Source organism: Nocardioides dubius, from assembly GCF_039528155.1.
Lineage (GTDB): Bacteria > Actinomycetota > Actinomycetes > Propionibacteriales > Nocardioidaceae > Nocardioides > Nocardioides dubius.
Genome location: NZ_BAAALG010000011.1, coordinates 561,626 through 582,064, shown reverse-complemented (window position 1 = coordinate 582,064; position 20,439 = coordinate 561,626). Strand labels below are relative to the sequence as shown.

Genomic DNA, 20,439 nt, shown 5'->3' with positions numbered 1-20,439 from the left:
ACCGTACGCGCAGCGCCCAACGGGCACGTGCCCTGCGCAGGAAGGGCAGACGGAGCCGGGGCGCGCTCGATCTGCAGCCTCGCGCCGCCAGCAGGCTGACGGCCGCATGCTTGCGTGGCGCGCGCGTGGTCGCGTGGTCGGCCGAGGTGGCGGCCGCCCTACGTGCGTCTGCGGAATCTGATCCCTCCGTGGGGGAGGTATTCGACGGTGTAGGTGGGGTCGTGGATGTAGTGGTGGTGCTTGCTGCACAGGAGGCTGCCGTCGGCGAGGTCGGTTCTTCCGCCGAGGTGCCAGGGGTTGTTGTGGTGTGCTTCGCACCAGGTGGCGGGTATTCGGCAGTTCTCGGCTCGGCAGTAGGGGTGCATGAGGGCGAGGGCTCGGTGTTGGGCGGCGCTGTAGAAGCGTTTCGTTCGCCCTAGGTCGAGGGGTTGGCTCTGGCCGTCGAGGACTGCGGGGATGATCCCGGCGTTGCAGGCGAGGCGCCTTGCTTCGCCGGCGGAGATGCGGTCGTGCCATCCGTCGCGTTGGGTGGTCAGCGTCGCGGTGCCGATCTCGTTGCGTAGGGCGTCGAGGCTGATGGTGACCACGACGGTGGTGGCGTCGCCGCCGTGCAGGGGTAGACGTTTCGGATCCAGCGTCTCGAGCAGCGTATTCAACGCGCGGGCGTTGCGTTGTGGGGTGGAGAGCTTGCGCACGGGGTTGGGCTTGGTGGGCTCGGGTTCGGGACCAGCCAGCGGTTGGTGCGTGTCACTGCCGGGGCACTCCAGGTCGCCGCACGACTCGGCGTATTCGCCTGTCTCGTCGGGCGCACATCCGCAGGGTGCGGGGGTGAGGTGATCCCTCCTGGGGTTGGTGATCGCGTTGAGTGCGGTGGCGAGTCGGTTGGCGCAGCCGTCGGTGAGCAGACCGCTGATCCGGGTGGTGCCGTCGCCTTGCGGCTTCAACGTCAGTTGCTGGCGTTCGCGCGCGGAGCGTTCCTCGTCGGCCAATCGCTTGCCTTCCACGGCTTCGGCGATCTCCGGCGCCACGACGTCGATGATGCGTTTGCCCATCCGGCGGAGGTCGTTGGGCCCGAACTCCTCAGCGTGCTCCACGAGCGTCCGTTCCGCGTCACGAACCACGGTGGCGTCGAGGTCGTCGGGCAGCGCGTTCAAGGACCGGGTGATCTCCACCGACTGGGCCAGGTTGACCCGGCCTTCGCGGAGTGCGGCGTGCAGGTGCATCCACCGGCTGTCGAGCTCGCGTGCGATCCGTAGCTCGCGGGCCATGGTGCCGTGGGCCTGCTTGGTCTCATGCGCGAGGTAGTCGCCGATGTTGCGGGCGCCGTGGGCGTCGGCGACATCGAGGGCACAGGCCAGGAGCCGGTAGTTCAGCTCGGTGAGCCGGGCCTGCAACACCGGCATCTTGAGTAGTACGGCTTCCTTTTCGGCAGTGCTGAGGTAGATCGGATTCGCGTCGCTACACGAGTTCAGTGCGGCTTCGATCGCGAGTGTGGCTTGGCAGATCGCCTGCTGGCTCGACGTGAGCGCGTCCGGCTGGGTGGTCGCAGTAGGCGGACCGGATGGGGGAGTGATGCGTGGCATGTGCGCCTCCGAGGGGCGGGTGTCTCGGGTGGTTCCCGAGCACACGAATCACACTAGAGGTGACCTCCGACACATCCCTGGCGCGGCGGTTCCCACCGCTGGGGGCCGGGCCCCGGCCGTCCCGCTGCTCCGCTGTCAACCCGCCGCAGCGCTCAACATGGTCACGACAGAATTCCTACAGAGCAGCGCCTAAGGGCAGGCTCCTTCCCGTGAGGAGCGTGCGCCCCATGGTTCGGTGAAGGCGTGACGGAGCAGATTGTCGCAATCGCGGGCAGCATCGCCCGGTTGCGCCCGGACCAGCGACTGCTGGTGGCGGTCGATGGAGTCGAAAGCTCTGGGAAGGCGACCTTCGCGAGGGGCCTTGGCGACTCTGCTGCGCAGCCACGGGCGCGAGGGGGTCGTCGTCCACGTCGATGACTTCCTGCACGTGACCGCTGTCAGGCACGGGAACGGCCGTGCTTCACCCGAGGGCTACTTCCACGACAGCTATGACTATGACGCGCTGGTCTGGTGGGTGCTGGAGCCGGCGGCCCCTGAGGGCGACGGATGGTTCCGGCCCGGCATCCTCGATCGCGCGCTGGACGTGGCGAGGGAGCGGGGCAGCAGATCCATCTGTCCAGGTGTGTGCCGCACGAGCGCGCAACCTGGGTCATCGACAACCCGGACCGCGGCGACGAGGCGGATCTGCCCCCGAGCCAGACGCACCCTCCCCAAAATCGGGGGTAGAACCCTGATGCTGACGCCTGCCATCGCGCTTACGTTGCGGGCATGCGCGCTCGGACTGCACTCACCTCGCTGCTGCTCATCGTCGCCGGCTGTGTCGGGTTCAACCTGGTCACCGCCGTCCCGGCGAACGCCTACTACTACCCGCAGGACGGGTGGCATGCGACCTCCGTCTTCGCCGACGGTGCGACCCGCTCGACCACGGTGATCGACTGCCAGTCCCTGATCATCGCCAACATGGGCGGTGGCGGCCAGGTGGCGATGCCCAGCACCGGCGTGGTGACCGGGATGGGCACCGAGGTGAACCTCGACTCGGGTCACCCGCGGGTCGGCGAGAGCTTCCACATCCGGGTCTGGGCCCGTTCGATCTCCACGCCGTGCGGCTTCCAGGGCGTCGTCCCGGTCTTCACGCTCCCGCCCGGCCTCACCGTCGACATGAGCGGCCACACCGTGTGCCTCTTCGACGGCGTCGAGGAGAACGCGGCGACCTGCCCGCAGCCGGGCTCCGCGAAGTTCCAGTCCGCATCCGCGACCACGGGCCAGCCGAACTCCTGGCAGATCCTCTGCGGCTACGCCTCCGGCTGCTACAACACCAACTACTGGCCCACGGTCGGCGGCCATGGCGTCGAGATCGCGATCCCGGTCAAGAGCACGGGCACGGTGAACGGCACCATCGGCGGCGGCGCAGTGATCAACACCGAGGACGTGCCGCGGATGGTGCCGTTGCAGGCACCGCTCAACGTGTTCGCCGCCGACGCGGGCACCGGGACGGCGCCCCCGCCGGCGCCCGGCAACCCGACGGTCCAGGACCCGGGCTACGCCTACCGCGTCCGCTACGACAACCCCTCCACCAAGACCAGCGCCGCCTATGAGCTCAACCCCTCCCTGGCGACGGCGCACGGCGTGCTCTCGCGCGCCGAGGTCTTCACCAACCACGTGCCGGGTGAGGTGGTCTTCGCCCGCGACACCACCCGCGCGAAGGTCGAGGCGCTGCCGACCTCGGCCCAGGCCCTGGTGAACAACACCTCTCAGGTGCAGCAGATGGTGAGCGGCACCATCGACAACTCCGGCTCCTCCTTCCTCTCCGAGTTCGACTGGCGTGCCTCAGGGGCGGGCTCCAGTCCCGGGATGGGCGTAGCCCCCGGCACCACCTACTACTGGCGCTACGGCTTCATCGCCGAGCCCGCAGGGACGACGCTCGCCACGGCGAAGATCACCTGGGGGAGTGTCCAGTCGTTCAGCACGCCGGCCACCGGGCTGACCTGCAACGGCCTGACCGCAACCGTGGCGATCGGTCTCAACGAGCTCCCGACGGCAGGCGACGACGTCATCGTGGGAACGCCGGGCAACGACTCGATCAACGGTCTCGGCGGCAACGACACCATCTGTGGTGGCGGGGGAGCGGACTCCATCAACGGCGGCGCCGGCAACGACAAGCTCTACGGCGAGGGCGGCGCGGACACCTTGGTCGGTGGCGACGGCAACGACACCCTGCGCGGTGGCGACGGCGACGACGTCCTGCTGCCCGGGCTGGGGGCGGACACCGCCTTCGGCGAGGCAGGCAAGGACACCGTCAGCTACACCGACATCACCGTCCCCTACGCCTCGCAGACGGCGCCCTACACCGGCGTGTGGGTCTGCTCGGACAACTGCGGCTCGGGCTTCACCAACGTGGCCGGCGCCGCCGGGCTCGACCAGATCGGGGCCAACAACCCCACCCAGGGACGCATCCCGTGGCCCGAGCGGATCATCGGCACCGCCTTCAACGACGTCATCGACCCGTTGGAGAGCGCGACCGTCCTGGTCGGCGGCAACGGCGACGACCAACTCCGGGGTGGCCCTGGAGCCGACGTCTTCCAGCCTGGGAAGGGGCACGACGTCGTTACCGGCGGCCCCGGCGACACGGTCAGCTACGCGGACGCCACCAGCGGCGTGATCGCGAAGCTGGGCGCGCCGATCTCCGGCAGCGATGTGCTCTCGGGTGTCACGCGCCTGGTCGGGGGGCCAGGCGCGGACAAGCTCACCGGGACGCCGGGTGCGGACCGGATCTCCGGCGGTGGTGGCAACGACGTGATCGCCGGCCAGGGCGGAGCGGACGCGCTCACCGGCGGTGCCGGCAACGACCTGATCCGCGGCGACGCCGGCAACGACGCCGTCACCGGGGGCTCCGGAGGCGATCGTCTCTACGGTGGTGCCGGCAACGACGGCCTCACCGGTGACTCCGGGAACGATCGTCTGTACGGCGACGCGGGTGCCGACCGGCTCAGCGGTGGCACGGGCAAGGATCGGCTGGTGGGTGCCTCAGGGCGGGATCGCTGCGACGGTGGCAGCCAACGTGACGTCGGCGTGAAGTGCGAGGTGCGACGCCGGATCCCCTGACCCGGCTGGGCCAAGCGGTCCCTCCGGCCAGCGGGATCGCCCCTCCGGCACGAGGTGCCCGGTGTCACACTGCGAGCGTTCGGCAGGAGACGGCGAGTGGCCTAGGAGACGAAGCGGGATGGGCGGACGTGGCAAGGCTCTGGTGACCGGAGCGACTCGGGGGATCGGTCGGCAGACCGCGTTGGTCCTGGCGGAGGTCGGCTACGACGTCGCGATAACCGGGCGCACCCAGCGTGAGGGCGACGGCGTGATCGCGGCTCGGGCCACCGGCGGCGACGATGGCGTGCACGCGGTCCCGGGCAGCCTGGCCTCGACGGCGGCCGAGATCGAGGCGCGCGGCACGCAAGCGTTGCCGGTGGTGATGGATCTGGCCGACGAGCAGGGCGTGATCGCTGCCGTGGATGCGGTTCATGCCGCGTGGGGCAAGGTCGACGTGCTGGTGAACAACGGCTTCGTGCATCTGCCGCAGCAGCGCCTCTTCGAGATCGACCGGGCGTCGGCGGATGCGGTGTGGGACGGCAACTTCTATCACCAGGTGTTGCTCACCCGGATGGTGGTGGCGCGGATGCTCGAGGGGGACGGCGGCCTGGTCGCCAACATGGTCTCGGGGTCCGCGACCACGGACCCGCGCGGACTTCCTGGCGACGGGGGCTGGGGCCTGCTCTATGCCGCCTCCAAGGCCGCGTTCGGTCGGTTGGCGGGGATCGTCAATGCGGAGTTCGCCGAGGCCGGGGTGCGGGCGTTCAACATCGATCCTGGCTTCGTGGTCACCGAGTCCGGGCGTGCGCGTGGTGGCAGTGAGGCGATCGAGGAGAAGGGGTTCGCCTCGGCCGACCCGGCCGCCTCAGGCCAGGTGATCGCCTGGTTGGCGGCGCATCCCGAGGACGGTGCGCGGGAGTGGCTCGGGCGGACCATCTGGGCGCCGAAGCTGGCCGGCGCCCTGGCTGCCGCGACGGACCGGGTGCCGCAGGCCGAGGGCGTGGAGTAGCCGAACGCCCGGAGCCCGCACTGCTCGCGCAGAATCGCCAAGAATCATATATTCTCTATAGTCCGTGCGACCGTGCGCGTCGCTGGGCATAGGGAGCTGTGATCACGTTGACCAAGGGCTGCAAGTTCGCACTGGTGCTGCCGTCGACCAATACCTCGGTGGAGCGCGAGTTCCACCACCTGCGACCGCAGGACTGCTCCTGGCATACCGGCCGAATCATGATCAAGGCGCCGGCGCTGGACTCGGCTGATGCCTTCGGCGCGTTCCGGGAGTGCCTCAACGAGGCGCTTCCCGGCGCCTTGGAGGTGGTGATGACCTGCCAGCCGGAGTACCTGGTGATGGGCATGTCGGCTGAGACCTTCTGGGGCGGTGTCGCGGGGAACGCGGCGTTCGAGCAGAACGTGCGCGAGTTGACCGGGCTGGAGGTGACCACCGGCGCCACGGCGGCGGGGGAGGCGTTGACGGCCTTCGGCGCCCGGCGGATCGGCATCGTCACGCCGTATCAGCCCGTCGGCGACGAGCAGGTCGTCGCCTACTTCACCGAGCTGGGCTTCGACGTGGCTGCGATCAAGGGCCTCTGCTCGGCCAGTGCCACCTCGATCGCCGACGAGACGCCCGAGACCCTGCGCGAGGCGTTCCTTGCGGTGGACGGCGACGACGTCGACGCGCTGATCCAGTGCGGCACCAACCTGGAGTGCGTCGCGGTCGCTGCCGAGCTGGAGAAGGAGCTCGGCAAGCCGGTGATCGCGATCAACCTGGCCACCATGTGGCACGCCTTCCGTGCGAACGGGATCGACGACCGGATCGCCGGCTACGGCCGCCTGCTCGAGGAGCACTGAGGATGTTCAACCACGTGGCACACCTGACCCTGCTGCCCGACGCCTCCCACGAGCAGTTCGAGGCGATCGCCGAGGGCCTGCTCGCACTGCCGCCGCTGATCGACGGGCTGGTCTCGGCCGAGGTGGTCCGCGACGCCGGCCTGGTCGCGGGCAACGCGAGCCTGCGCTTCCATCTGCGCTTCGCCGACCGGGCGAGCTGGGAGGGCTACAAGTCGCACCCCGCGCACGTCGCGGTGATCACCGAGCGCATCGCCCCGGTGCTGGCGGACAAGGTCTTCGTGCAGTACGAGGACGACGCGGTGCGCAGCTTCGGCCCGTAGCGGCCAGCTGCCCACGTGGCCTAGCCCTGCGCGAGGGCGCGCACGACGTCGGCGTACATCGTCGACTTGATCGCCGCCAGGGTGGTGCTGGACTTGCCGGCCAGCGGGGCCACGTGGGCCAGGGCTGCCGCCTCCAGCGCGCCCTCGGCGGCGACGCCGTCGACGATGCCGGCGGAGAGTGCGTCCAGGCCGCCGAAGCGACGTCCGGTGGTCATCGAGTCGACGGCGGCGCGCGGCGTCAGCTTGGCCTGGATCAGGGCGGCCATGCCGACCGTGAACGGGATCTGGATGTCGACCTCGGGGAAGCAGAAGAAGCCCCGGTCCTCGCGCATCACGCGCCAGTCGAACGCCATCGCCAGCATCGCCCCCGCGCCGAAGGCGTGGCCGTTGATGGCGACCGCGGTCGGAGCGCCGAGGGTGAGCACCCGGGCGAAGACGGCCTGGACGCGCGCGGTGTAGGCGGGCAGCTCGTCGGGATGGGCCAGCACCCAGTCCAGGTCGAGGCCGTTGGAGAAGAACTTGCCCTCGCCGAAGGCGACCAGCGGCGCGGGCTGTGCCTCGATCGCGTCGAGTGCTGCCTCCATCCGGGTCAGCCAGTCCAGCGTGAACCGGTTCTCGTCGCTGCCCAGGCTCAGCAGGTGGACGTTGTCGCGGGTGGTGAGCTGGGGCATCGGGATCTCCTTGGCAGGACCGTGGCGGGCGGGCGCGCCCGGAAGGGCGGCGCCCGCGCGCCAGCGAATCATGCGGCAGAACCTCGGGTCCAGTCCCGATCCGCGCCGACGGTACGGCTCACTGGTAGGTCGGGTCCGCCCAGGGGCCGAGGCTGCGCGAGCGGACCGGCTGCACCGGCCGCGGAGCGGCGCTGTGCGGGAACCCCTCGCCCCAGTTGGTGGGCGTGCCGAGCATCTCGATCTTGGCGTCGTCGGTGTACCAGTCGACCAGGTCGCTGTCCGAGCGCAGGATCCAGGTGCAGCCCTCCACCGGGTCGGCGGTGAAGTCGCCGTGGCGCACCAGCGGCGGCCGCCAGAAGTAGGTGCCCGGCCACATCTTGCCGAAGCTGTAGTCGAAGCCACCCTCCAGGCAGTAGGCCTCCTCGCTACAGGGGTGGTGGGCCAGCGGGTGCTCCACCCAGCCCGGCTTGGCCTTGATCAACCGGGTGTAGAAGCCGGTCTTCTCGTCACGGTGCAGGAGCTTGATGTAGAGACCGGGGACCGGCGTGCCGCCCAGGTCGAACCGCATCGGGCTGCCGTCGACGACGTCGATCCACGGCATCTCGCTGACCTGCAGCACGATCAGCTTCTGGTCGGGGCGCACGGAGGGAAGGTCCTCGTCGCACGGGGTGAAGGACCAGTCGCCGTACTCGCGCCAGAGCAGCACGACGGTGCCCTCGGCGACCTCGATGGCCGGGGTCCAGACGCCGGTGGCGGCGTGCCAGTAGCCCTCCGGCCCGAGGACGGTGTCGCCGATGCGCACCTCGCCCTCGAGCACGTACCACTCGGTCTCCGCTGCGTGGACGCCGGCGGGGCGCGACCAGTTGCTGGTGAAGTGGACCTTGAGCGAGGCGGAGCCGTCCTCCTCGTCGTAGCAGAGGTTCTTCTGCTTCGAGGTTCCGGTGGCGTGCTCGAACTCGCCGATGTGCCAGATCAGGTCACGCTCGTCGACGGTCTCGACATGGGGTCTCATGGGATCTCCTTGGCTCGGACTTATCGGTACAAGATGTATTGGTAACACAGATTTCGATACAATGTGTACTGTTATCTCATGACCACGACTGGCCGACCCGCCGGACCGACGGAAGACACCACCACCGTCGTCCTCACCGCCGCGCTCGATCTGCTCCTCGCGGAAGGGGCGGCAGCCCTCACCGCGCAGCGCCTGCACCAAGCGACCGGCGTCTCACGCTCGACGATCTACCGGCACTGGCCGACCCCCACCGCCGTCCTCGGCGCGCTGATCGAGGTCGCGCCGAGCCCGCCGCTGGAGCCCACGGGTGACGTCTCCCGGGATCTGCATGCCGAGGTCGACGCACTCTGCAACCGTCTTCGTGACAAGCCCGTCGCCGCCTTCCTCCAGGCGCTGACCGCGGTGGCGGCCAGCGATCCTGACGCCCGCGAGCTGCGCGAGCAGTACGTCGGCGACCTGCTGGCCCCGTTCCGTGCGGTGCTCCGCGATGCCGGACTGCCCTCGGTCGCGGCCGACGACGCGGTGGCCGCGATCGTCTCCCCGCTGCTGGTCGACGCGCTGCTGCTGGGGAGGCCGACCGCCCGCACCCGCGCCCACCGGATGGTCGACGTCCAGATCGCGATGGTGGCCCGATGACCAACGTGGTGGGCCCCCGGGCCGTCTTCGGCGTGATCGTTCCCAGCACCAACACCGTGGTCGAGCACGACTACTGGCGCGCGGGCATCGACGGAGTCGCCTATCGGGCGGGCTCGATGCACATCGCCGACCCGACGATCTCAGGCGACGCAGGCTTCGAGGCCCTGCTCGTGCAGATCCGGGCCTCGATCGACAACGCGGTGCGCGACGCGCTCACCGCAGAGCCCGACCGGCTGGTGATGGGGATGTCGGCGGAGACCTTCTGGGGTGGGGTCGAGGGCAACGCAGCCTTCGAGAAGCGGCTGCGCGATCGCACCGGCCTGCCGGTCACCACGGGCGCGAGCTCGTGCCGGGAGGCCCTGCACACCCTCGGCGCCCGGCGGATCGCCGTCTTCTCGCCCTATCAGCCGGTCGCCGATCGCGAGGTCGGGCGGTTCTTCACCGAGGCGGGCTTCGACGTCGCGGCGATCACCGGCTTGCGCTGCCCGACGGCGATGGACATCGCCCGGGTCGAGGAGCCGCAGCTGCGCGAGACCATCGCCGCACTCGACGGTCCCGGCGTGGAGGCGATCGTCCAGGTCGGCACCAACCTCTCCTTCGTCGGCCTTGCCGAGACCCTGGAGGCCGAGCTGGGCAAGCCGGTCGTCGCGATCAACTCCGCCACGCTCTGGCACGCCCTGCGCGAGCACGGCATCGACGACCAGGTGAAGGGCGCCGGCACCCTGCTGCGCGAGCACTGATCGCGCGCCGCGGCGGCGTCAGCCGTGCAGCTTGTCCGCGAAGACGACGTCGCGCCGGCCGGCGAGCCCGGCCAGCGCGGTGTTGAGATCGTCGGCGACCACGACGTCGTCGAGCACCTCACGGCGGATCAGGCCGGCGGTGACCAGCCCCTCCAGGGCGGTGAGCAGCGGCGTCCAGATGCCGGCGACGTTGAGGAACCCGACCGGGTCGTCGTTGAAGCCGATCTGGCGCCAGCTCCAGACCTCGATGATCTCCTCCAGCGTGCCCAGCCCGCCGGGCAGGCAGAGGAACGCGTCGGCAAGCTCGGCCATCAGGGCCTTGCGCTCATGCATGGTCTCGACCACGTGCAGCGCGGTGAGATCGTCGCGCCCCCACTCCCGGTCGACCATCGAGCGCGGGATCACGCCGATCACCTCGCCGCCGGCGTCGAGGGCGCCCTGGGAGAGCTCGCCCATCAGGCCGTAGCCGCCGGCGCCGTAGACCAGCCCGATCCCACGCTCGGCCAGGCCGCGGCCCACGGCACGGGCGGAGCGCGCCAGCTCCGGGTCCGTGCCCGGGCTCGAGGCGCAGAAGACGGCGACGCGGCGGATCTCTCGGCTCATGCGCTGAGTCTAGGGATCCGCTCGCGGGGCTCAGGCGTTGATGTCGCTGGGGTGCGTCGCCAACGGGGTCACCGCGATCTCCAGGTACGGAAAGAGCGGGAGCCCGGAGAGCAGGTCGTGCAGATCGTCGTGCGAGGCGACGTCGAAGATCGAGATGTTCGCGTACTCCCCGGCGATCCGCCACAGGTGCGGCCAGCGCCCGGAGCGCTGCACCTCTTGGGCGTAGGCCTTCTCCCGGGCGATCAGGTCGGCGCGCTCACCGGCCGCCATGTCGTGGGGGATTCGGACGTCCATCCGTACGTGGTAGAGCACTGCTCTCTCCTTCGGTTCCGATGCGCGGGTGCGTGGGTCAGTCCTGGCGGTAGCGGGCGAGCTTGTCGGGGTCGATCACGGCGCCGAGGCCCGGGCCGGTGCGGGCGATCAGCTCGCCGCCCCGGATCTCCAGCGGCTCGGCGAGCAGGTCGTCGCTCATGTCCAGGAAGTTCGAGAGCTCGCCGGCGCGGCGGGAGGTGAGCTCGAAGGCGGAGCCGAACGCGACCGAGGCCAGCGAGCCCAGCTGACCGTCGATCTGGTTGCCCATCACCACCTCGACGCCCAGGCCCTCGGCGAGGTGGTGCACCCGGCGGCTGGTGGTGAACCCGGTGCGGGCGGTCTTGATGCTGATCGCGGTCGCGGCGCCGCCGAGCAGCTCGCGGGTGACCTCGGCCGGCGTCGCCGCCGACTCGTCGGCCACGAACGGCACCTCCAGCTGCTGCACCAGCCACCGCCGGCCCAGCACGTCGTCGGCCGGGCAGAGCTCCTCGGCCAGCGCGAGGCCGAGGTCCGCCATCTCGTGCATCGCGCGAGCCGACTCCGAGGCCGACCAGCCGCGGTTGCCGTCCACGTAGAGCTCGATGGTGTCGCCGAAGTGCTCGCGCAGGGCGCGCACCACGGCGGTGTCCAGCTGGAACGGCCGGCGTCCGACCTTCACCTTGAAGGTGGAGATCCCGTAGGTCTCCCGCATCCGCTCAGCCTCGGCGACCATCGCCGCCGGGGCGTCGAAGCCGAGCATGTGCGAGACCCGCATCCGGTCGGTGTAGCCGCCCAACAGCTCGGTGACGCTGTAGCCGAGCGCCTGCCCCATGGCATCCCAGATCGCCATGTCGATCGCGGACTTGGCCGTCGGGTTGCCGACGGTGCGCGCCAGCCGGGCATGGATCTGCTCGCGCTCCATCAGGTCCAGGCCGAGCAGTGCCGGGGCGAAGATCCCGTCGACCACGGCGATGATGCCGCCCTGGGTCTCGCCGTAGGTGAAGGGACGCGGCGGGGCCTCGGCGACGCCGGTGAGTCCGTCGTCGGTGGTGATCCGGATCAGCACGTGCTCGGCGGTGTGCACCTCGCCGCTGGCGAAGTGCAGGGGCTTGGCGTAGGGGATCGCGAACGGGATCGCTTCGATCCTGGTGATCTTCATTGGGGTTCCCCTTCGGGATGGGAGGCGAACAGGTCTGCTGCCTGCAGGGCGCGTAGGACGGAGAGCACGGCAGGGCTGTCCTCGTCGGCGCGCCAGGCCAGGGCGAGCTCGACGGTGGCGGCGTCGACGACGTCGCGGAAGACCACGCCGTCCAACGGCGCGGCCTGCACGGAGGAGGGGACCAGCGCGACGCCGAGTCCGGCGGCCACCAGGGGGAGCTGGACGGCGTTGCTGGCCGCCTCGTGCTCGCGCCGCGGGTCGAAGCCGGCCGCGCGACAGCTGCTCACCACCGCCTCGTTGACCACCGAGGCGGCATGGGCGAGCAGGATGAAGGACTCACCCGCCAGATCCCGCATGGAGATCTCCGCGCGGGTCGCGAGCTCGTGGTCGGCGGCCACCGCGAGCACCAGGGGCTCGGCCTCGATGGTGCGCACCCGGACGCCGTCCCCGCTGATCGGCGGACGCAGCACGGCCAGGTCCAGCGCGCCTTCGCGCAGCCCGTTCACCTGCGCCGGGGTGAGCAGGTCGGCGTGGAAGGTGAGGGCCAGCCCAGGCAGCGCCTCCCGGACCACATGGGCGATCCGGGGCAGGTGCCGATGCGCGGCGCTGCCGGTGAAGCCGATCCGGATCAGGCCCTGGTGGCCCTGGCCGATCCGCCGGACGCCGGCTGCCGCCTCCTCGACGGCGGCCAGGATCCGCGCCGCCTCGCCCTGGAGGAACTCACCGGCCGCGGTCAGCTCCACCTGGCGGGTGGTGCGCTCGAAGAGTGAGGTGCCGAGCTCGGCCTCGAGCTGCCGGATCGCCTGGGAGAGCGCCGGCTGGGCCATGTGCAGCCGCTCGGCGGCTCGCCCGAAGTGGCGGGTCTCCGCGACGGCGGAGAAGTAGCGCAGGTGACGAAGCTCCATGGAGTCCTCCGGATCAGCGATCGGCCGTTGTGGCCACCGTAGAGCCGATCTGCAGCGGCGCGTCCGTCTTCGCGGCCACCTCCTCGGCGCTGACGCCGGGGGCCAGCTCCACCAGGGCGAAGCCGTCGCCGAGCACGTCGAGCACGGCCAGGTCGGTGATCACTCGGGAGACCACCCGGCGCCCGGTCAGGGGCAGGTCGCAGGAGGTGACCAGCTTGGCCGCACCGGCCCGGGTGACGTGCTCCATCAGCACGATCACCCGGCGCGCGCCGCTGACCAGGTCCATCGCGCCACCCATGCCCTTGACCATCGAGCCGGGCACCATCCAGTTGGCCAGGTCGCCGTTGGCGGCGACCTGCATCCCGCCGAGCACGGCGGTGTCGATGTGCTGGCCACGGATCATCGCGAAGCTGACCGAGGAGTCGAAGTAGGAGGAGCCGGGCAGCACGGTGACGGTCTGCTTGCCGGCGTTGATCAGGTCGGGGTCGACCTCGTCGTCGTAGGGGAACGGGCCGACGCCGAGGATCCCGTTCTCGGCATGCAGGGTGACCGCGGAGTCGGCGCTCAGGTGGCCGGGGATCAGGGTGGGCAGCCCGATCCCGAGGTTCACGTACTCGCCGTCGGCGAGCTCGGCGGCGGCGCGGGCCGCCATCTCGTCGCGGTTCCAGCTCATGCCGACTCCTCGGTCCGGGGACGGGTGGTGCGCTTCTCGATCTCCTTGTGCGCGGCCTGCTCCGGGGTCAACGCGACCACCCGCTGCACGAAGACGCCCGGCAGGTGCACGTCGTCGGGGTCGATCGCGCCGACCTCGACGACCTGCTCGGCCTCCACGATGGTGAGCCGTCCGGCCATCGCCGCGGGCATGTTGAAGTTGCGCGCCGAGGCATGGAAGCGGCAGTTGCCGGCCCGGTCGGCGACCGCGGCGCGGACCAGCGCCACGTCGGTGACGATGGACTCCTCCAGCACCATCTCGCGTCCGCCGAAGGTGCGCACCTCCTTGGCCGGCGAGGCCAATGCGACCGAGCCGTCGGGGTGGTAGCGCCAGGGCAGGCCGCCCTCGGCGACCATGGTGCCCACGCCGGTCGGGGTGAAGAAGGCGCCGACGCCGGCACCCCCGGCCCGCATCCGCTCCGCGAGGGTGCCCTGCGGGGTGAGCTCGACGGTCAGCTCGCCGGCCAGGTACTGACGGGCGAACTCCTTGTTCTCGCCCACGTAGGAGGCGATCACCCGGGTGATCCGCCGCTCCTCCAGCAGCAGGCCCAGCCCGGCGCCGTCCACGCCGCAGTTGTTCGAGACCACGGTGAGGTCGCCGGCGCCCTGCTCCAGCAGCGCCTCGATCAGGAACCAGGGGATGCCGGCCAGCCCGAAGCCGCCGACCGCGAGGCTGGCGCCGTCGGTGATGTCGGCGACCGCCTCGGCCGCACTGGCGGCCACCTTGTCCAGGCTCATCGCCGGCCTCCGTCCAGGTGCTCGATGATCGCGGGGGTGATCGTCTCCGGCTGCTCGGCGTTGGCCAGGTGCGCGGAGTGCTCGACGACCAGCAGCCGGCCGTCGATGACGGCGTCCGCGATCGCCGCCAGATGCGGGGGAGGGGTGGCCGGGTCGTCGGCGCCGGCAATGGCCAGGGTGGGCGCGGTGATCCGCGGCAGGTCGGTGCGCAGGTCCATCGCGGCGATCACCTCGCAGCAGCCGGCGTAGCCCTCGGCCGGCGTCGCGGCCACCACCGCCTCGGCGGCGGCCCGCCGCTCGGGGTGAGCCGCCAGGTAGGGCGTGGTGAACCAGCGCTGCACCACCGCCGTTGCCACCGCCTCCGTGCCCTGGGCGCGCACCGTGGCGGCCCGCTCGTGCCACGCCGCCGACGGCTCGAGGTGGGCGCCGGTGCAGAGCACCACCAGCCGCTCGAGGCGCTCGGGGTTGCGGGCGGCCAGGCGCATCCCGGTCATCCCGCCCAGCGACAGGCCGACGAAGTGCGCGCGGTCGACACCGAGGTGGTCGAGCAGTGCGATCACGTCGTCGGCGAGGTCGTCGATGTCGTAGGGCCCTTGCGGCACAGGGGACTCGCCGTGCCCGCGGGTGTCGTAGCGGACCACGCGGAACCGCGCGCTCAGTGCCTCGAGCTGGGCGTCCCACATGGTGTGGGTGGCGCCGAGGGAGTTCGAGAGCACGACCACCGGGGCGTCCGCGGGCCCGGTGACGACGTGGTGGACGGCGACGGCACCCATCAGGAGACCCTCTCGAAGACGGCGCTCAGCCCTTGGCCGCCGCCGATGCACATGGTCTCCAGCCCGAACCGCGCCTCGCGCCGGTGCAGCTCGTGGGCCATCGTGGCCAGGATCCGGGCACCGGTGGCGCCGACCGGGTGGCCCAGCGAGATGCCCGAGCCGTTGGGGTTGAGCCGCTCGTCGTCGTCGGCGATCCGCCACTCGCGCAGGCAGGCCAGCACCTGGGCCGCGAACGCCTCGTTGAGCTCGATCACGTCGATCTCCTCCAGGGTCAGGCCGGCCCGTTGCAGGGCGGCCGCGGTGGAGGGCACCGGGCCGATCCCCATCACCTCGGGCGCGACCCCGGCCACGGCCCACGAGCGGAGCGCCAGCATCGGGCGCAGCCCGCGGCGGTCGGCCTCGGCGCGGGTGGTCACCACGCAGAGCGCGGCGCCGTCGTTCTGGCCGCTGGCGTTGCCGGCGGTGACGGTGGCCTCGGCGTCGACGCGGCCCAGCACGGGGCGGAGCGCCGCGAGCTGCTCGAGGGTGGTGTCGGGGCGCGGGTGCTCGTCGCGGTCGACGACGACGTCCGGGCGACCGCGGCGTCCCGGCACGGTGACGGCGACCAGCTCGTCGTCGAAGCGGCCCTCGGCCTGGGCGGCGCCGGCGCGCTGCTGGGAGCGCAGTGCGTACTCGTCCTGCTCGGCGCGGGAGATGCCGTACTCGCGGCGCAGGTTCTCGGCCGTCTCCAGCATGCCGCCGGGGACCGGGTGGTCGCGCCCGCCGGCGGTCTCGCGGGCGCGGATCAGCCGGTCCATCAGCTCGACGCCGCCGCTGCGGACGCCGGTGCGCAGGCCCACCGCGTAGTGCTCGACGTTGGACATCGACTCGGCCCCGCCGGCGATCACCACGCTCGCGGCACCGGTGGCGACCTGGCCGGCGGCGTAGAGCACGGCCTGCAGGCCGGATCCGCAGCGACGGTCCAGCTGCAGGCCGGGGACGCCGACGCCGAGCCCCGCGTCGAGGGCTGCGATCCGGCCGATCGCGGGGTTCTCCCCGCTGGGGTAGCAGTTGCCGAGGATCACGTCGTCGACGTCGCCCTCGCCGAGCCCGGTCCGGGCGAGCAGCCGGCTGAGCGCCTGGGTGGCGAGGTCGACGGCGGTGAGGCCGGACAGCGCGCCGCCGTAGGCACCTACCGGGGTGCGGATCGGTTCACAGAGGACGATCTCGGTCATGCTTCGACGGTAGGTCGCGCGATAGATCGAGTGAAGTACTTATTCGGCGCTGATTAGGAACTCTGAAATATCAATCGGCGCAGCGAGTTGGCGGGCCCGCGGTCAGTAGAAGCCGCTGCGCTCCTGCACCCGCAGCTGGCGCGACCGCTCGGGCAGCACCTGCAGGTCGGCGCCGATCGCGGACGCCGTCTCCAGCAGCAGCGGCACCACGTTCTGGGCCAGATCCTCGGCGTTGTGCCGGCCGCGGGCCGTCGAGTAGGCGAGGGCGGCGATCACCTCGCCGTTGGCATCGCGGACCGGGACCGCGGCGGAGAGGAAGCCGTCCTCCAGCTCGCTGTCGACGATCGCGTACCCGGCGCGCCGGGCGTCGTGCAGCCGGTCGCGGAAGGCGACCGGGTCGGTCACCGTCCAAGCGGTCAGTGCGGGCATCCCGGCCTCGATGATCCGGGCCACCGTGCTCTCCTCGGCGTAGGCGGCCAGCACCCGGCCCATCGAGGTGGCGTAGGCGGGGACCCGGGTGCCGACGTCGACGTTGAGGCTGAGCACCCGCCGGACGTGGACCCGGGCCACGTAGATCACCTCGGCGCCGTCGAGCTGGGCCAGTGAGGCGGACTCGCCGGTGCGCTCGGCCAGGCGCATCAGGTGCGGTTGGGCGACCTCGACGATGCCGTGGGTGGCGGCGTAGTGCTGGCCGATGGTGAGCACCCGGGGGGTCAGCGTCCAGCGCGACCCGTCCGGCTCCACGTAGCCGAGCTTCTGCAGGGTGATCAGGATCCGCCGGACTGCGGGCCGGGAGAGCTCGGTGCGGGCCGCGAGCTCGGCGAGGGTCGGTCGGGGGAGATCGGCGTCGAAGGCCAGCAGCACCGCGAATCCGCGCTCGATGCTCTGGATCACGTCGCGGTCCTTGCCCTGCTCCGAGATGGCACTCATAGCCGCAGCCTTTCGATCGGATCGATCTGGGTATTGATGGGGGTGGTCCAACCCGTTGACTCCGCCATGTGATCGCGGACACAGTCAGGTGAACGCAAAGCGTGCAGAGCGTACGCAGAGCGTACACGGAGGTGAGAGCGATGGACCCGCGAGAGCTGCGCAACGCATTCGGCCAGTTCGCCACCGGCGTCACCGTCGTCACGTGCGTCAACGCCGAGGGCCAACCCCACGGCGCGACCGTCAACGCCTTCACCGCGGTCTCCCTGGACCCGCCGCTGGCCCAGGTCACCCTGGCCCGCAACTCCAAGGCGTGCGAGTTCCTCAAGGACAAGCCGTTCGCGATCAACGTGCTCGCCGCCGACCAGCTCGACGTGGCCTGGCACTTCGCCGGCCGCCCGGCCGAGCAGGCTCCGGCCTGGCTGGAGGGGCCGACCGCCCCGGTGCTGGACCGGACCGCGACCACCATCTCGTGCCGGCCCTGGCGCACCTACGACGGCGGCGATCACCTGATCGTGATCGGCGAGGTCGAGCAGGTCCAGATCCCCGGCCGCGACCCGTTGCTCTTCCACGGTGGCGCCTTCCGCCATCTCAGCCCGCTCGAGACCGGCGTCCATTGGGACGGCTCGATCGACAACCCCGACCACGGCTGGTTCGACGCGACCGCCACCTTCACCCCGCTCGCCAGGTCGGCCGCCGTGCCGTCCCCGGCCTGACCCCACCCACACCCAGCGAAGGACATACCGATGACCGCCACGCAGGAACGCAAGCTCAGCACCGTCACCGAGGGCGCGAACGACGTCCGGCCGATGACCGGCCAGGAGTACATCGACTCGATCCGTGACGATCGCGAGATCTGGATCTACGGCGAACGGGTCAAGGACGTCACCGAGCACCCCGCCTTCCGGAACCCGGTGCGGATGACCGCCCGCCTCTACGACGCCCTGCACGAGGACGCCGTCTCCGGCGCGGGCGTGCTGGCGGTGCCCACCGACACCGGCAACGGCGGCTACACCCACCCGTTCTTCCGGGCGCCGCACAGCTCGGCCGACCTGGTGCAGGACAAGGCGGCGATCGAGGCCTGGGCCCGGCAGAGCTGGGGATGGATGGGCCGCAGCCCCGACTACAAGGCCAGCTTCCTCGGCACCCTGGGCGGCAACACCGAGTTCTACGCGCCCTTCGAGGAGAACGCGAAGCGCTGGTACAAGGAGAGCCAGGAGCGGGTCCTGTACTGGAACCACGCGATCATCAACCCGCCGGTCGACCGCGACCTGCCGCCGGACGAGGCCGGCGAGGTGTTCATGCGGGTCGAGAAGGAGACCGACGCCGGCGTGATCGTCTCCGGCGCGAAGGTGGTGGCCACCGGCTCGGCGATCACCAACTACAACTTCATCGCCCACTACGGCCTGCCGATCCGCAAGAAGGAGTACGCGATCGTCTGCACGGTGCCGATGGACGCACCGGGCGTGAAGCTGATCTGCCGTCCGTCGTACACCATGCAGTCCGACGTGATGGGCAGCCCGTTCGACTACCCGCTGTCGAGCCGGATGGACGAGAACGACACCATCTTCGTCTTCGACAAGGTGCTGGTGCCGTGGGAGAACATCTTCGTCTACGGCGACGTCGAGAAGATCAACGGCTTCTTCCCGCAGTCGGGCTTCATCCCGCGGTTCACCTTCCACGGCTGCATCCGGCTCTCGGTCAAGCTCGACTTCATCGCCGGCCTGCTGCTCAAGGCGCTGGAGGCCACCGGCAGCAAGGACTTCCGCGGCGTGCAGACCCGGGTCGGCGAGGTGATCGGCTACCGCAACGCCTTCCGGGCGCTCGCCGATGCGATGGCGCTCAACCCCGACGAGGGCCCCAACGGAACCGTGCTGCCCAAGCTCGACTACGGGCTGGTCTACCGCCAGCTGATGATCCAGGCCTACCCGCGGGTCAAGGAGATCATCCAGCAGGACGTCGCCTCCGGCCTGATCTACCTGAACTCCAACGCCATCGACTTCAAGACCCCGGAGGTCCGTCCGTACCTCGACAAGTACGTGCGTGGCTCCAACGGCTACGACGCCGTCGACCGGGTCAAGGTGATGAAGGCGCTGTGGGACGCGGTCGGCTCCGAGTTCGGCGGCCGCCACGAGCTCTACGAGCGCAACTACTCCGGCAACCACGAGAACGTGAAGGCCGAGATCCTCTTCGCCGCCGAGGCGCAGGGGGAGACCGATGCCATGAAGGGCTTCGCCGAGTCGATGATGGCCGAGTACGACCTCGACGGCTGGACCGTGCCCGACCTGATCAACCCCACCGACGTCAGCCGCATCCTGAACCGGAATTGAGGACGTACAGATGAGCACCATCGAGAGCTCGCCCACCGCAGCCGGCGCGGGCGCCAACGCCAGTGAGAACTTCAAGGCCACCGCGGGCACCCGCGACGTCGCCGACACCCCGCCGGAGCGGGTCGCCGCGATCGTCACCTCGGTGCTGAAGGGCGTGCACGACGCGATCGCCGCGCACGACGTCAGCTACCCCGAGTTCCAGGCCGCCAAGGCCTGGCTGATGGCGGTCGGCGAGGGCGGCGAGTGGCCGCTGTTCATGGACGTCTTCGTCGAGCACGCGGTGGAGGCGCAGGTCGCCACCTCGCAGCGCGGCACCAAGGGCTCGATCCTCGGGCCCTACTACCTGCCCGACCAGGTCCGGCTCTCCGCGACCTGCCGGCTGCCGCGCCGCGATGACGAGCAGGGCCTGCCGCTGGTGCTGGCCGGCCAGGTCCGCGACATCGACGGCACCCCGCTGGCCGGCGCCGAGGTCGACCTCTGGCAGGCCGACGCCGACGGCTACTACTCCGGCTTCGCGCCGCACCTGCCCGAGGGCAACCTGCGCGGCGTGATCGTCACCGACGACGAGGGGCGCTACGAGATCGACACCATCCAGCCGGCGCCGTACCAGATCCCCACCGACGGTCCGACCGGTCAGCTGATCGAGGCGGCCGGCTGGCACCCGTGGCGCCCGGCGCACCTGCACATCCAGGTGCGCGCGGCCGGCCACCGGCCGGTGACCACCCAGCTCTACTTCGCCGGCGGCGAATGGCTGGACTCCGACGTCGCCGAGGCCACCAAGCCCGAGCTGATCATCGATCCCACCGATGACGGCAACGGCAACCGCCGCGGCGTCTATGACTTCGAGCTGGAGCCTCAGCCCGGGTCCTGAACCACCCACCCCCGGGTGGCCGGCAC

General features: G+C 70.8%; 21 protein-coding genes. 9 read left to right on the top strand and 12 right to left on the bottom strand.

Annotated features, from left to right (window positions below):
* Positions 1–158: 158 nt before the first annotated feature.
* Positions 159–1,403, bottom strand: a complete 1,245-nt coding sequence (locus ABD151_RS15930; protein ID WP_343995757.1) for an HNH endonuclease signature motif containing protein — start codon at positions 1,401–1,403, stop codon at positions 159–161.
* 948 nt (positions 1,404–2,351) lie between these two features.
* On the opposite strand from ABD151_RS15930, the gene ABD151_RS15925 reads away from it, so the two are divergent.
* The 4 genes from ABD151_RS15925 (at position 2,352) to ABD151_RS15910 (ending at position 6,832) form a co-directional block, all read left to right on the top strand.
* Positions 2,352–4,685, top strand: a complete 2,334-nt coding sequence (locus ABD151_RS15925) for a calcium-binding protein (RefSeq protein ID WP_343995756.1) — start codon at positions 2,352–2,354, stop codon at positions 4,683–4,685.
* Positions 4,686–4,803: 118 nt separating this feature from the next.
* The gene (locus ABD151_RS15920; protein WP_343995755.1) at positions 4,804–5,673 is read left to right on the top strand and encodes an SDR family NAD(P)-dependent oxidoreductase; all 870 of its coding nucleotides are present in this window, start codon (positions 4,804–4,806) and stop codon (positions 5,671–5,673) included.
* Between the two features lie 98 nt (positions 5,674–5,771).
* Complete coding sequence (locus ABD151_RS15915) at positions 5,772–6,512, top strand: maleate cis-trans isomerase family protein (RefSeq protein WP_343995754.1); 741 nt, start codon at positions 5,772–5,774, stop codon at positions 6,510–6,512.
* A gap of 2 nt (positions 6,513–6,514) precedes the next feature.
* Complete coding sequence (locus ABD151_RS15910; protein WP_343995753.1) at positions 6,515–6,832, top strand: Dabb family protein; 318 nt, start codon at positions 6,515–6,517, stop codon at positions 6,830–6,832.
* Between the two features lie 20 nt (positions 6,833–6,852).
* Here ABD151_RS15910 and ABD151_RS15905 read toward each other — a convergent pair whose 3' ends face one another.
* Positions 6,853–7,503, bottom strand: a complete 651-nt coding sequence (locus ABD151_RS15905) for an enoyl-CoA hydratase-related protein (RefSeq protein WP_343995752.1) — start codon at positions 7,501–7,503, stop codon at positions 6,853–6,855.
* Positions 7,504–7,621: 118 nt separating this feature from the next.
* On the bottom strand, positions 7,622–8,515 hold the full coding sequence (locus tag ABD151_RS15900; RefSeq protein ID WP_343995751.1) for a DUF4437 domain-containing protein: 894 nt from the start codon (positions 8,513–8,515) through the stop codon (positions 7,622–7,624).
* 78 nt (positions 8,516–8,593) lie between these two features.
* Between ABD151_RS15900 and ABD151_RS15895 the strand changes: the two genes are divergently transcribed.
* Together ABD151_RS15895 and ABD151_RS15890 are read left to right on the top strand one after the other, a co-directional pair.
* On the top strand, positions 8,594–9,151 hold the full coding sequence (locus ABD151_RS15895) for a TetR-like C-terminal domain-containing protein (protein ID WP_343995750.1): 558 nt from the start codon (positions 8,594–8,596) through the stop codon (positions 9,149–9,151).
* Complete coding sequence (locus ABD151_RS15890; protein WP_343995749.1) at positions 9,148–9,891, top strand: maleate cis-trans isomerase family protein; 744 nt, start codon at positions 9,148–9,150, stop codon at positions 9,889–9,891. The genes ABD151_RS15895 and ABD151_RS15890 overlap by 4 nt, the downstream gene beginning before the upstream one ends.
* A gap of 18 nt (positions 9,892–9,909) precedes the next feature.
* On the opposite strand, the gene ABD151_RS15885 is transcribed toward ABD151_RS15890, so the two are convergent.
* The 9 genes from ABD151_RS15885 to ABD151_RS15845 form a co-directional block, all read right to left on the bottom strand.
* Positions 9,910–10,494, bottom strand: coding sequence for an LOG family protein (locus ABD151_RS15885; protein WP_343995748.1), 585 nt, complete (start codon positions 10,492–10,494; stop codon positions 9,910–9,912).
* Positions 10,495–10,524: 30 nt separating this feature from the next.
* The gene (catC, locus tag ABD151_RS15880; protein ID WP_343995747.1) at positions 10,525–10,806 is read right to left on the bottom strand and encodes a muconolactone Delta-isomerase; all 282 of its coding nucleotides are present in this window, start codon (positions 10,804–10,806) and stop codon (positions 10,525–10,527) included.
* Between the two features lie 37 nt (positions 10,807–10,843).
* Positions 10,844–11,944, bottom strand: coding sequence for a mandelate racemase/muconate lactonizing enzyme family protein (locus tag ABD151_RS15875; RefSeq protein ID WP_343995746.1), 1,101 nt, complete (start codon positions 11,942–11,944; stop codon positions 10,844–10,846).
* On the bottom strand, positions 11,941–12,849 hold the full coding sequence (locus ABD151_RS15870) for a LysR substrate-binding domain-containing protein (RefSeq protein WP_343995745.1): 909 nt from the start codon (positions 12,847–12,849) through the stop codon (positions 11,941–11,943). Before ABD151_RS15870 ends, ABD151_RS15875 begins: the two co-directional genes overlap by 4 nt.
* 13 nt (positions 12,850–12,862) lie before the next feature.
* On the bottom strand, positions 12,863–13,522 hold the full coding sequence (locus ABD151_RS15865; RefSeq protein WP_343995744.1) for a 3-oxoacid CoA-transferase subunit B: 660 nt from the start codon (positions 13,520–13,522) through the stop codon (positions 12,863–12,865).
* Positions 13,519–14,292, bottom strand: a complete 774-nt coding sequence (locus ABD151_RS15860) for a CoA transferase subunit A (protein ID WP_425571938.1) — start codon at positions 14,290–14,292, stop codon at positions 13,519–13,521. Before ABD151_RS15860 ends, ABD151_RS15865 begins: the two co-directional genes overlap by 4 nt.
* 2 nt (positions 14,293–14,294) lie before the next feature.
* Complete coding sequence (gene pcaD / locus ABD151_RS15855) at positions 14,295–15,071, bottom strand: 3-oxoadipate enol-lactonase (protein ID WP_343995742.1); 777 nt, start codon at positions 15,069–15,071, stop codon at positions 14,295–14,297.
* Positions 15,071–16,285, bottom strand: coding sequence for an acetyl-CoA C-acetyltransferase (locus ABD151_RS15850; RefSeq protein WP_343995741.1), 1,215 nt, complete (start codon positions 16,283–16,285; stop codon positions 15,071–15,073). Before ABD151_RS15850 ends, pcaD begins: the two co-directional genes overlap by 1 nt.
* Before the next feature lie 102 nt (positions 16,286–16,387).
* Positions 16,388–17,215, bottom strand: coding sequence for an IclR family transcriptional regulator domain-containing protein (locus tag ABD151_RS15845; RefSeq protein ID WP_343995740.1), 828 nt, complete (start codon positions 17,213–17,215; stop codon positions 16,388–16,390).
* Between the two features lie 140 nt (positions 17,216–17,355).
* On the opposite strand from ABD151_RS15845, the gene ABD151_RS15840 reads away from it, so the two are divergent.
* From ABD151_RS15840 to ABD151_RS15830, 3 genes are read left to right on the top strand one after another with little or no spacing between them, the layout of a single operon-like run.
* On the top strand, positions 17,356–17,928 hold the full coding sequence (locus tag ABD151_RS15840) for a flavin reductase family protein (protein WP_343995739.1): 573 nt from the start codon (positions 17,356–17,358) through the stop codon (positions 17,926–17,928).
* A gap of 30 nt (positions 17,929–17,958) precedes the next feature.
* A complete protein-coding gene (locus tag ABD151_RS15835; RefSeq protein WP_343995738.1) occupies positions 17,959–19,542 on the top strand; it encodes a 4-hydroxyphenylacetate 3-hydroxylase family protein in 1,584 nt (527 codons plus the stop codon).
* Positions 19,543–19,552: 10 nt separating this feature from the next.
* Positions 19,553–20,413, top strand: coding sequence for a dioxygenase family protein (locus ABD151_RS15830; RefSeq protein WP_343995737.1), 861 nt, complete (start codon positions 19,553–19,555; stop codon positions 20,411–20,413).
* The last annotated feature ends 26 nt before the right edge of the window (positions 20,414–20,439 follow it).